Origin of the sequence: Paenibacillus sp. FSL R5-0914, assembly GCF_038004525.1 — a bacterium.
In the GTDB taxonomy this organism is placed as follows: Bacteria; Bacillota; Bacilli; order Paenibacillales; family Paenibacillaceae; genus Paenibacillus_AQ.
In genome coordinates, this window is record NZ_JBBORH010000004.1 from 217,090 (window position 1) to 229,454 (window position 12,365).

Genomic DNA, 12,365 nt, shown 5'->3' on the forward strand with positions numbered 1-12,365 from the left:
TCCACAAAAATTCTTAGGGCAGGACCTTAAATCCGAAGCGTTGTTTTAAGCCATGGCCGCCATCATACAGAGCTGCATCGATCAACGGATGGATGGATGGCTGTTTCGGACTTAATCCATTGCATGAGCGGTTTAATGTACCTGGAACAAAATCAGCTAATTGAAGACCGATATTGTTATCTGCTTTAATCAGAAAGTTAATGTTTAACAAGCGATCCTGGAAAGCATTTGGGCTATAATATAACGTCCCATTGGCCACAATCTTATGATAGGTATTGCGGAGCCTAGTATCATCAGTCGTGTTAATGCCTTCGATATAGACTTGTCCTTTGGCATTATGGCTTCTTAAAAAATGCACAAAGTTTTCAAGTACGATCTGAAGCACGATGTAATATTCATCGTTTAACTCACTGTCATTATAATAAGATTTAAAATCGCTAATATGAATAGAAGCCCCAAGCGTGGTCAAATTATAATTCCGGAAGATGTTGTCCATCCCCTGCCAAAATTCTGCTCTTGTCTCACTCCGCCTAAAAACAGTATACGGCAGATCCCGGCTCGCGCGGATTTCCGATTCATGAAGTATGATATCTGTATTATTAAAGATCCGCTGTTTTAACGCTCTGACTTCAGGGACAACTTTATTTTCGTATGTTTCTTTTTTAATAATGACCCCAGCCAAACATAGATGATGTATATTACTCCCGTTTGGCTTTGATTCATCCAGGAATAAATAGTATTCATTACTCATGCCTTTTCCCCCACAATTGTCTAAATCTTCTATTGATTATACCAAAAAAGTAGCCCGGGATGGTCTGGACAACTTTTTTTGCTTTAAGCAATCCATAGAGTTGCTATCAAAGCTACTTAATGAATATATCATATTATTCAATTCGCGTACGTTTTATCCGCGGCAGGTATGCTTACTGTCTTCATAGGGAGAAGAGTAATCCTGCCCGTTAGTGTAATGGGACGTTACCAGTCCAATTCTTTATTTTCTTAGTCTATAACTTTATTTTCCGAGTCTAACACTTTATTTTTCAGTCTAATACTTTATTTTCTTTTGACATTAGCGCAAACGTCGCGTTACCTATCCTCTTTTATATAAACAGAAATAAGACCGATCAACGGATCGGTCTTATTAGCTATTAAATATTCAATGTCTTGCAGTATCGTCTTATAATCGCGCCATTTAATTCATTATGCCGCATTTATTTTATATAGCAGCACATCATTAATAACGAGTGCATATTTACAAATAGCCATCTGCGGTGTTTTCCCAGCCTCAATATATATATCTTCCTAGTAAATACTCCAAAAGACTCCGGCTCCAGAACCACAAGGAACAGGCCTAGTCTTATCCGCGATAAGGGTATACTCAAATACTTGCAAGGTCTTGGGAAGGTTTGAATGAGCCCCTACAATAATGCTCGTGAGATAAAAATGCCGGCACCTCAAACGTATGTGGCTCCCATCCCATTACTTCTGTAGTAATGACATGATCTCGCTCTTCTGAAGTCATCCCATCAAATCTAAGGATCTGCGGCTCACAGAGAAGTCTGGAATTCCGCAAGTCATCCTTTGTTATTTTTTTAGATACTTGGAGCGGGCTAACTCATACGCTTCTATTTGTTTTTGAATCTCAGTGTCCATAATTATTGACCTAACAAAGACCAGGGAATTAACCCAGGTGTTTGTCAGGTCACCTCCTCTATTTCTATTTTTTTCCTCGTAGGTTATTATTCGTTTCCAACACTACGTAAAAGATGGTTCCGTATTTATGATATCTTGTTTTTGTTTCGATTTTTCCCCGCTTCCGCCGCATAAAAAACAGATTCCGTTCTTAATATGAAGGTACCGAGTTCTCCCCGAGCCTTTGCATCGTTCACACGGCTCTTCATCAAGAGAAGCGGTACGCACCATTTGAATACTATTATTCTTCTTATGGCTAATTGAGCTGAACGTACTCGACGCAGGTTTCATTATAGGCAACGGTGTAGACCGCACTATGTTTTTCTGAGTTTTTGATGTCAGTTTCACGGCACTCTCCACCACGATCTCTGGATCATAAGCTGGTTTCTCAGCGTACTGAAGTGCAGCTCTTCTTCTCTCAATTCTCACAACCACTTCTTGTCCGGCTGCTTCTTTACAGAGCAAACCCCATGCTAACCCTTCATAAGTTCTAAGAAACATCGCTTCCGTTACCTCAGCGTCCCAAAGCCAAACTTGCTGGCTTTTTACGCACGTATACTGGCGATAGTACCATCCACCTTCTTCGGATCCTCCAAATGCCCGAGTGACAGTATAGACGTTCACCCAAGGGATAAGCCCGAAAAAGGTAGGTGGGCGGAGCATAGGTAACGACTGTCCTGAAGATGCCTCCTGATAGGACTCTGAGTTCTTCTCTATGCGTTTTTCGCTAGATTTGCAGACTGCTGCATCTTTAGTCATTAATCTCTGCTGAAAGAGGATCTGCAGGTTCTTTAAGCCCCTTTGAATACGTAATGCACTCTGAGAACCCCAACGCTTCACAGCTGGAATGGTTTTGTTTATTCGTACACTAGATAAACAAATGCCGGCTTCCTCTGACTTCATATTTTTAAGGTCTGTAGATGGATCGGCTGGTTTAATTGGATAATGAACAGTAAGGCTAGAGAAGATGAATAACTGCAAACGATTCAGGGAGCGGGAGCAGAACTTAATTAGCCGCTCCTTTTCCGAAAATATTCGTCTTACGATCACTCTCAAAAGTCCTTCTGACTTCGCTATGTCCGCTTCTACAGCAGCCATCCCTTCCATATCTTCTATATAGCTAAGAAGATCCATTTGTTCGTATTGAGGCATATCTAATCCTCCTCGGGCTCCATAATAGTAATAACCGCTTCTAAGTTATCTCCAGGGCCAATGATCGCTTTGAGCTGAACATTCTCAATATTCCCATGCTTATCAGCCAAAGGGACGGTGAATAGCAGCTTGTGATCATTAGTTGTGGAGTTTCTTGCCACAGAAGCAAGCATGCTTAAACATCTCGACAAAGCTCCACGTGTTCTAATATCGAATAGCTTATCTCCATCGATCTCTTGTATGGCTCCGATCCATACCGCACTCGTAATGGCAACAGGATAGATTATACCAAGTTGTCTAGCTGGCTCAGAAACGTCAATTAAGCCACCATCATGGATTCTATCTGCTCGTGAGTAGGCATGAATTAGAGTCGTGCCGCAAAGTTCATTCATCTGGACCATCCTTTTATATTTTTTAATGATTGAAAAGAAGATTCAAATCATTCTCTCGTATCATCATGTTTTTGTGCTTCATTTAAGCTGAGTATTACATACTGCATTGGAGTACTCACTCTGACCCGCCGCATGAGATGAATGAATTGCCATTCTTGCTGATTGCGTTTACGGTAATTTGCTGGATTCATCAAAATGAGAAAGTAGTTCATTCCAATACCGATTACTCGCTCTACTCTATTTTGCTGTACCGGTGTTCCACTCAGACCTAATTTTGCATAATAGCCTTGTAAGGTCGAAGTTTCAGAGTGTAACTCGATATCCGGATACCCTGCTTTAAACTTTCGTATAGCATCTTCCTGCAGCCTTGAATACTTCTCCCGATGTGCATAGTAAAAGCCAAAAGCAGGGCTATGATGAAGGGTGTAAGCACCCTTTCCATTACGACTAACTACGAAATATCGGTTTAAATAACGTCCGAATACTATTGATTTTGCCGTAAATAACATAGATCCAAGGAGAATAGCGAAAATGAATACGAGTACAAACGTTTCTATAAGAATAATTATCATTTTTAAATACCTCCCCATAACAAATGAAGAGGATTAATGGTTGTATTACACCCGTAATCCTCCTTGTTTTTTCTTTCTATGCAACAATGATTTCGTGAGACAATTCGGCTTGGGGAAGGTAAGAGGTCACAAAGAACTGAGTGCGCTCTCCGATGACTTCTTCAATCGATTCACCGTTATCAATAAAGACAGGAATCATCATCCCTAGCGTCATGGCCACTAAATCTGCAAGCTCAAACGAAACTCGATTTTTATCAGCACTGGATAGTAAATAATACTCTTTCTCTTCATACCGTAGGCGGTAATGGAAAGTATAGTCCCCTTCTTTCCCACGTCTTGGAATAAACAAGATCTCAGTATGAGTCAACGTATGATTTGATGCAATCACTTGCATCTCAGCATACCGGAGCATGAATTCTTGTACGCAATCGACCTCTAGCAAAAGATAGTCCCTTTGTATTTTCGCATCAGTTAAATGTTTCTGATGTAGCGGGGTATCTTTGATAGAATGTCCGTTCTTTTGTTTTAGCTCTATTTTCGCCTCGAGCAACTGAAGATCAAATTGAAGTTGCTGAAGCTCCTGCTCAGTACGTGCTATAAATTCAGCTTTCTCTTCCTCGTAAAGAGCACGATTCGTTTCTATATCTTTCCGTAGGGCAAACCCCTCATTTAGGACATCATTACAGCGATTTGCGATTTGATCTAGCTCAAATTTTCTATTAATACGTTCTCTCTCTCCACCATTAATCGGTGTATTGTTTAACGTTACCCAACTTGCAACTTCTGCATCATATCGCTTTCGCAGTTCTTTAGATTCCAGTTCCCATACATTGATGTGTTCCGGAAATGCAGGTCCCGCTTCCTGCTCAAGATTCTCAATTTGTTGACGTAGATCCGTCATTTTACGCTCATCATCCTCGATGACTGCAGAAGACCCTCGTAGCGCATTCTTGAGAAGCAGTTGAGCTATTTCTTTTTCTGTATCATGAATATAGTCGTTCCATTCACTCAGTTCACTTTTTAAGGACAGCAGATATTGGAGTGGATCTCTCAATCCGTCTAGATTCAGACGTGCCCGAGTCTCCGCTGGAAGACTATTCATGACTTGAGCGACATCTTGTGCTGGAAGCATGGAGAGAACTACATTGTTCGTCCTAGCCGCTCCGATTCCACCGATATACCCCGGAAGAAAGATACTAAGTAATGTATCTGTTTCTCCAAACCATTCATCAAAATCATCTTGGCTAACTTTTTCATCATCCAAAAATAGACGCATGGAGCGGGCAGTACTAATACGGCAGAACGAATGCTTAACAAGAAGACCCTCAAGGGTATGAAACTCCCAAGTGGTAACGACTTTCATTTCTTTAGTATTGGGATTAGCCAAACGTTTCTTGACTCCCTTTACATTCCCCGTTAAATCGCACCCTTTCAGGCACCATATGATGGCTTCGCAAAGGGCAGTTTTCCCCTGTCCGCGATCACCGGTAATATGATTACACATTCCAAAAGAAAAGGAGTGCTCCGTTTCATAGAGTTTGAAACCAGTGACCTGAGTAAGTACCAGTTTCATCTTATATGCCTGATACATTTTTATATTCCCCTCTCACATGAGGCCTCTTAGTTTCATGCTCATATTGGATTGACTAGCGATGATCACATGATCTTGTAGCTCAATACCAATAAGTTTGCTAGCCTCCACTAATCGATTGGTTAGTTCAATATCCTCTTCAGAAGGAGTGCTATCTCCGGATGGGTGATTATGCGCTGCAATAATAGAAACTGCACCACGCCGGATGGCTGCTTTAAACACTTCTCTGGGATGAACAAGACCACTGTTCACCGTACCTATGGAGATCGTTTCTCTTCCTATCACTTTGTTTCTTGAGTCTAAGAAGAGCAGAACAAAATGTTCTTTGTCGAGAAATTTGAGATCATTCAGGAATTCGTAACAATCGTCTGGATAACGAATCACCGTGATTTCCTCTTTCTTAACTGCATGTACCCTGCGTGAAAATTCAAACAAGGCAACGATCGGAAGACTTTGTTTCTCGTTAATACCAAACAGTACCGAAAGCTCGAATTCGGAAAGAGAAGCTAAGTAGTTGAGTCCCTTTTCCAAAATTTGATCCACCAAAACTGATACGCTTCTATCTGTCACTAAAGGCTCTAGGATTAGAATGAGTAAATCTCTAGTGGACAGAGAGTTGGTATTGCACGATTGATAAAAAGAACTCCGAACTTCACGCACCGCATATTGATTGGTCTCTGTAATAGACATATTTTTCGCCCATGCCAATTGAAGGGGCAAAAGCCCCAATGCACAATGGCAGCGGGGCTTTCCTCCTCACAAATTGGTTTTTATAGGCATCCTAAAGGCATGGAATCTAGCTTCTAGACAGCAACTTTCCGATCACTGTGCATTCTTTCAGCTTTTTCCGTCTTTCAGCCTCGAATTGTAGTTTCATCAGTTGTACTTTAGTCATGTTTTTTTGCCCATATGTATGTACTGGGGCGAAGCCCCTAATTACACATAGCGGGGCTTCCTCCTTTAATTTAAGTTATTTTTATGGTCTCCAGCTTCTTGCTTAACTAAAACTAATTACACTGCCACTGCCAGGTGAAGATGTCTTTTTAGCAGCTGCAGATTCAAGGCTTGTTGAACGCTTAGAAAAGGTTGACGCTCATTACTAGCTTGGATATTCGCACAAACTTGCGCTGGATGCGGATAACCATGAGCTGTCTCCCCTTTCAACCATTTTTCTGTACAAACAGAAATGTTCCCTTGAATATCCACGGGCATGGTTTGTAAATAGGTTTCAATATTGATCTCCTGCAGAGGAGTTAATGTCATAATATAAGTCATCCTCTCAAGCGCCACAGCGGGCGATATTTATACAACTAGATCGAAGCTGATTTGATCATCAGGCTTCTGCTGGCCTTTCAAATTATGTTTCAATTCATCAAGCCAATGCGAAAAGCGCTGATGCGGGATCGAATTCCGAATATCCTCATTCCGGACTTCAAAATAATAGTGGTCAAGAATGGGATAAAACGAGAAATACAGTTGTTTCTCCGCTTTTGACCAAATCCTTGGATTGCTCTCGACAAATCCGTAGATTGGGCGAAACTGTTCAATATCAAGAGCAACCTGCATCCAATTAACTGAAGTCACAAAGTGCTGACTCATCGTAAAGTACCAATCGGATAGCACTCGAGCTAGTAACTCCTTATCAGTTGGCCCATGCTCATTAGCGAAACGAATCCAAAAGTAGGAACGTTCGGGTGAACACATATTTACCCGGGCCTCCACGGTGAGTGAATGCGTACCTATGGAGCGGGTCCAGCGTTGTTTTTTACCAGGAGTCAGCTTGACTTGCTTCAGGACAGTTGCAACCGCTTCTAACGGTGCTTCTACGTGCCATTTAAAAGCAATATATCGAAGCTTCATTCCGTACTCACGCCCCAATCCGTACATTGTTCCCGATGTTCATGCCAAGTGGAAGCGTACCGCGATAATTGCGGCCAGCCGCCAGCATGATGGTGTTATCAGGATCAAAACCCGCTTCTATTAGCTGATCGTTGATCATAGAAGACCAGACTTGCAGCTCAGCCGGTGTAAGCGCCGTTATATTCACGGGAACGAGTTGAGCTTTATTTATATCGACGAGACCATCACCAGTAAGGGAGTAAACGAATTCACTATAGGTTTTAGCAATAAGTAGGTTTTCAGACATCCGCTTTTCAAATCCTCCCAAATTGACCAAGAGACAAACTCGTTTTGTCGTCAGCTGTTTCATTTCTATTTCCACCCTCCGGTTTGATTGGTTGATCTCCTCTGAAATGGCATAGGTGCCGATCTTTAGCGGTATGTTATGAAAGGTGAAGAGTTCGAACAATTCTCTTTCAAATTGATCCGCATCTTCCATAGAGATTCGCTTCTTTCGGCCGCCAACAATCACATTCGTCTGAGGTGGTTTTACAACGTCAAAGTCAATGCAGACGTCGCTTCCATCCAGATCAACAATCGCAAGCCCACTGCAAAGGATACCTAAGTCGTCTTGAATCATTACCTTTTTAATCATCTGGAGATCCTCCCTTTTTTAGGCACAAAAAAAAGGACACCGCAGTAGCAGCCTCCTTTATGCCATCCATATTTGATTTTTTATACACGAGTTACACCAATAAGGTATATATCATGTCTCCATCCCTGAAGGGATTACAGAAGCTGTGGACGTCCGTTAGTTATGATCCTAAATGATGTACTCCTAAAGGAATCATCTAGAAAAACAACATCGTTGTTCCTCAATAACATCTGTACTATTTATAACTCCTAGGAAAAAATTAATGTTGTTGAGCTTCTTTAGGCAGGAAATCTTGGATTGTGAATTTCTGCTTTAGATCCTGCATGGATACAGTAACCTCTCCAATAATACTGCGATCCACGAGCAATCTTACATAACCCGCAATCAGAGCACTATCATTAAGAAGCATTTGTTCGTCACATTCGCATTTTTGAACTGGAACACCAGTTACTACTAACGTTCCTCCATCAAATTGACGTTTATTAGTAATCAACATAGTATTGATCTCCTTTTTGCACCGGCCACATTGAGACATAAAGCATCCCTCCTATGGCCTTATTTTATCATGGTTTACTAAATTCAACAAAAAATAGATGCACTATTTTTATCCAAAAACTGCTCGACTAATCAAGACAAGTGTTCCTACGATGTAGGTAAGGATAAGCAAGGCATGTACTTTGTTTGCATCTTTAGCAGGCATCATTTCTATTCCTCTTCTCTCATGATTTAGGGATATATTTGCTGTAACGCTCCCTATCCACAGGAAATACTGTTTTTACGATGAACTGATTACCAGTCTTCATCAAGATAATCACGACAGCCCAATTACCGGATACTGCAGGACCGATAATTGTCCGCTCCGGTTCAGGATTTCTTCCTCTCTCTCCACTATAGTATCCTTCGACGATCTCACCATTAGCAATTGCCCATACGATATCAAGTTCGTCGAACACACGATCCGGATAATCCGAATTATGATAACGATCTTGCATGTAATGTGGACTAATCGTAGTGACGTAACCATCAAGATGATTTACGCCTTTTCTTATGCATTCCAGCTCTTTAGGCCAGTATTTCTTCATATGGTCCATCTCTATCTCCCCCTTTTCATGTTTTTGGACATAAAAAAAAGCCTTGAAATGAAAAAAAAGGCATAACCAAAAAAATGGCCATACTTTTTCAACCTCAAGGCATATTCTATAAGTTGTCAATTAAGACAACAGCTCCTTCTCCAGCTGAATATAAGACAGCGGAGAAAATGAATGTGTTTCGTAATGAGGTAATTATATCCTAATCAATGAAAAGGGGCAATAGAGTAGGCAGATTCTTTCGTATGCCGTCTATTACCCCTAGTCTTATATAGTTTGTCCCTTTTCCCTTATTTATTACGTGTTAAATCAAGGTGACCTTTTTTATTGATATATTTTTAATCTGTAATTTCAAGTAAACGGTATGTCATTATTACAGCTTCTTCAATTGTCGTTTTGGCTTTTGGATTAAAGAAATTGTTTTCACCTTTAACAACACCCAGCGAACGTAAATATTTTATCGGTTCTTGAGCATATGAGGCAAACTTACTTTCATCTTCAAAACGCTTATATGAATAGTTATATTCAAAATTCGGACGAGCTTTATCGAGTGCTCGTTTCAACATCACCGTTATTTCTTCTCTAGTAATTGATTTGCTCGGTTCAAAGTGATCCGAAGAAACTCCATTAACGATACCTAAATTATATGCTTTGATTACTTGTTTGTTTTTTGTATCTAGGAAAGGATTCTTCGCCTGTTCGGAAACGCTTTTTCCTATCATAGCCTCATAGTACTTTACTACCACTTCTGAAAATTGCTCTCTAGTAATTGGCTTATTAAGATTAAGCTGAATCACAGGAGCCAGTAATCCTCTTGCTTCAGCTTTTGGTAACTCAGTTTGCGCCCATGAACTTGACATCTTATAGTTCCCTGTCACCGGGTATACCGGGATTGGTTGAGCATTTAAGATTTTGATTGGGGTTTTGATATAAGTATCAGATGACTTCGCATCTAAACCTTCTTTATATCCCCATCCCCAAACTTCTCCACTTTCTCTTACAGCAATAGTTGCTTTACTTGAAACATCTACGTGTTTAACCTTGTCCATTATCATTGTTGGTACTTCTAAATTTTCTTCTGTGTCATTACCAAGTTGTCCATATAAACCATTACCCCACATATATAATTCATTATTGTTTGTAATAGCTGCAATAGTCTGTGTTAATGAAATGTCTTTTACATTGTCTAATACTTTTAGTGGAGTCTGATCCCACCCAAGACCCTTATCAAAGTGAATTATACCCCATAAATAAAGTTCGCCACTCTTGCTTATTGCAGCTGCATTGTGTCCATTCGCGGCTATTTTAGATATATTTTGTAAAACTATTTCAGGCGTATCATTATTATCTTTTGATCCATTCCCCAACTGACCACCATTATCATTTCCCCAACTCCACAGAGAACCATCATTAGTTAGTGCCATAACAAACTGATCACCCGATACTGCCTCACTAACATTATCAAGAAGCTTTGTTTCCTTTTCTGTATCCCATAATTCTTCTTTTTGATTTACAACATATTTAATTTCGACCACTTGTTTAACTTTTCCTATTTTCTCTGACAGTTTGATCGTTTTGTATGTATCACGAGATAGCTCTATAAGATTTCCGTTCTCTCTTACTGCCATTGCACCCCCATCTTCTGATATGGATGTTATATGTCCAGTAACTTTTTTCAGTTCGCTTCCATCCCAAAACATTAAGTCCTCGTTACTTTTCAAAATGTAAGATCCATTATCAAAGACTTCCACTTGCTTCACCCAAGAAGCATCTGCTGCTTCAACTGATGGAGCGTATGTAAATAAAGATGAAACCAAGAGTGCTACAGTAGTACATGTAGCTATAGTTTTAAACATTGAAAGGCCCCCAAAAAAGTTTTTCTTTTTAGATTCGACAAAAAATCACATAAATCCTGCTAATTAAACATTGTGATTTAAAATTTCAATATTAGTAAATGGTTTGCATTTCTGGAGAACAAAAAAACCCGCCAAGCAATAGTTTGGCGGGTACAAAGTAAGTTAAACTACGAACTCTGTAAATATCTGACTTCAAGCATGCCAATCATGAGGATGGGTATCGGCCTAACCCTTATGCTCGGAAAGGCATTCAGATGAATATTCCACCTTGAGCACACTCGTGATGGTTTAGCCAAAGGACGCTGAACTGCATCCTAACAACGTCCTTTGCTTATTCTAGAAGCAACCGGACATTAACTCATGCCTAAAAGTCTCTTTTAAATTACCTATCTAACTTTAGGGGATCACTTTTTCCAAAGGAGATTTTAACTTTCTCCTAAGGAAGGATACAGCACTATTTAAATTGCTGCACTATGCGGAAGCGGAGTTACCCCACTTCACATCAAACAGATGATGTAGCGTAGGATATAACGGTGTATCAGCTTGACGATCTTGCTGCAGGAGTAAGTAAAGGTCTAGCTTCGTATTATCTTCACCATTAAGTGTGCGGCTGTTCATCATGTGAAGCAATAACTGATGCACGCTGTTCATTGTTGCTGGATGTTCCGGATCCGTCCAGTTGCGATTAGTTTGGAAGAAAACATCCTCGTATCTGTGTAGGATAATCCAGCACAACTCGGTCTGTTGATCCGAATCCAGTGATTCTGGGAATAACAGAGCTCTGAAAAGAGATGCATCATCCATGTTGTGGCCGGCCATAGACAACCAGGATTGGATTTCTTGGAAAGTAATCTCGAAATTGACCATGAGGTAAGTATCGCTGAACTGCAGATTAACCAATTGTGTATTCATTAATAAGTCCCCTTTATATAATCTACATTCATCACATAAAATTCTCGTTCATTGGGCGCATAAATGGTTACTCTAATTGCTTCTGGAATGTCTTTTATCTCAATGATTGGAGCTTGCGCTTGAGAAGAGTGTACCACACGATCGTAATTTTCAAAATTAATTATTGGGTTTCCAGTTGTGGGATCGTTAATGGTTTTATAAACGGTATGATACTTACCGTTCATATACTGTTCCTCATGGGTTTCAAATGCCGGTCCTCCATAATATTGACTAATTCCAAAGGTCACAGTAATTAAACTACCAGCCCCACCGTCCCCACCGTCTCCTCCAACAAAACCGATATCAGTAAAGGGTTGGCCCGTTGCGGGGTCAATCCCTTGATTCATATCTAGCGAAGCTAAGTTTTGTTTTCGGATAATCGATTTAAGTTTGTTGGCGTACTGACTATCCGTCGCATAACCAGCTCTTTGGAGTTCGTTAGCAAACTCATAAGGATTTTCTTTGGATAATGCGAAACGATAACGGCTGTTTTTAAGTAGGAAATCCGAATGGTCAGCAAAAGATCCTGCTACGCTAGAGTAGCTCCGGAATTTTGAAGTCGTGGGCACACGTACGC

The 12,365-nt window shown here is 40.4% G+C and carries 14 protein-coding genes; all 14 read right to left on the reverse strand.

The genetic code is table 11. From position 1 onward, the window contains the following. Nucleotides 1-13: 13 nt before the first annotated feature. A complete protein-coding gene (locus MKX60_RS30210; RefSeq protein WP_341061951.1) occupies nt 14-751 on the reverse strand; it encodes a DUF3800 domain-containing protein in 738 nt (245 codons plus the stop codon). A gap of 1,004 nt (nt 752-1,755) precedes the next feature. Beyond that, entirely contained in the window at nt 1,756-2,844 is a 1,089-nt protein-coding gene (locus MKX60_RS30215) for a hypothetical protein (protein ID WP_341061952.1), read from the reverse strand. Nucleotides 2,845-2,846: 2 nt separating this feature from the next. Next, nucleotides 2,847-3,236 carry a DUF6573 family protein gene (locus MKX60_RS30220; RefSeq protein WP_341061953.1) on the reverse strand — a complete coding sequence of 130 codons (390 nt, stop codon included), beginning with the start codon at nt 3,234-3,236 and terminating at the stop codon, nt 2,847-2,849. Between the two features lie 47 nt (nt 3,237-3,283). Further along, a complete protein-coding gene (locus MKX60_RS30225) occupies nt 3,284-3,808 on the reverse strand; it encodes a hypothetical protein (RefSeq protein ID WP_341061955.1) in 525 nt (174 codons plus the stop codon). 76 nt (nt 3,809-3,884) lie between these two features. Continuing rightward, a complete protein-coding gene (locus MKX60_RS30230; protein ID WP_341061956.1) occupies nt 3,885-5,399 on the reverse strand; it encodes a hypothetical protein in 1,515 nt (504 codons plus the stop codon). A gap of 15 nt (nt 5,400-5,414) precedes the next feature. Then, a complete protein-coding gene (gene radC, locus MKX60_RS30235; protein ID WP_341061957.1) occupies nt 5,415-6,089 on the reverse strand; it encodes a RadC family protein in 675 nt (224 codons plus the stop codon). A 321-nt stretch (nt 6,090-6,410) separates the two neighbouring features. Continuing rightward, nucleotides 6,411-6,662 (reverse strand): hypothetical protein, encoded by a 252-nt coding sequence (locus MKX60_RS30240; RefSeq protein WP_341061958.1) that lies wholly within the window; start codon nt 6,660-6,662, stop codon nt 6,411-6,413. A 39-nt stretch (nt 6,663-6,701) separates the two neighbouring features. After that, complete coding sequence (locus MKX60_RS30245) at nt 6,702-7,259, reverse strand: hypothetical protein (protein WP_341061960.1); 558 nt, start codon at nt 7,257-7,259, stop codon at nt 6,702-6,704. A gap of 7 nt (nt 7,260-7,266) precedes the next feature. Next, the gene (locus MKX60_RS30250; protein ID WP_341061961.1) at nt 7,267-7,893 is read right to left on the reverse strand and encodes a hypothetical protein; all 627 of its coding nucleotides are present in this window, start codon (nt 7,891-7,893) and stop codon (nt 7,267-7,269) included. Between the two features lie 259 nt (nt 7,894-8,152). Continuing rightward, nucleotides 8,153-8,389 carry a hypothetical protein gene (locus MKX60_RS30255; RefSeq protein WP_341061963.1) on the reverse strand — a complete coding sequence of 79 codons (237 nt, stop codon included), beginning with the start codon at nt 8,387-8,389 and terminating at the stop codon, nt 8,153-8,155. Between the two features lie 223 nt (nt 8,390-8,612). Continuing rightward, nucleotides 8,613-8,984 carry a DUF4258 domain-containing protein gene (locus MKX60_RS30260; protein WP_341061966.1) on the reverse strand — a complete coding sequence of 124 codons (372 nt, stop codon included), beginning with the start codon at nt 8,982-8,984 and terminating at the stop codon, nt 8,613-8,615. Between the two features lie 335 nt (nt 8,985-9,319). After that, complete coding sequence (locus tag MKX60_RS30265) at nt 9,320-10,837, reverse strand: S-layer homology domain-containing protein (protein ID WP_341061967.1); 1,518 nt, start codon at nt 10,835-10,837, stop codon at nt 9,320-9,322. Between the two features lie 471 nt (nt 10,838-11,308). Further along, nucleotides 11,309-11,749, reverse strand: a complete 441-nt coding sequence (locus tag MKX60_RS30270) for a hypothetical protein (RefSeq protein ID WP_341061969.1) — start codon at nt 11,747-11,749, stop codon at nt 11,309-11,311. Continuing rightward, nucleotides 11,749-12,365 (reverse strand): glucosaminidase domain-containing protein (locus MKX60_RS30275; protein WP_341061971.1); only part of this gene is annotated, 617 nt, incomplete at its 5' end. The genes MKX60_RS30270 and MKX60_RS30275, both read right to left, overlap by 1 nt.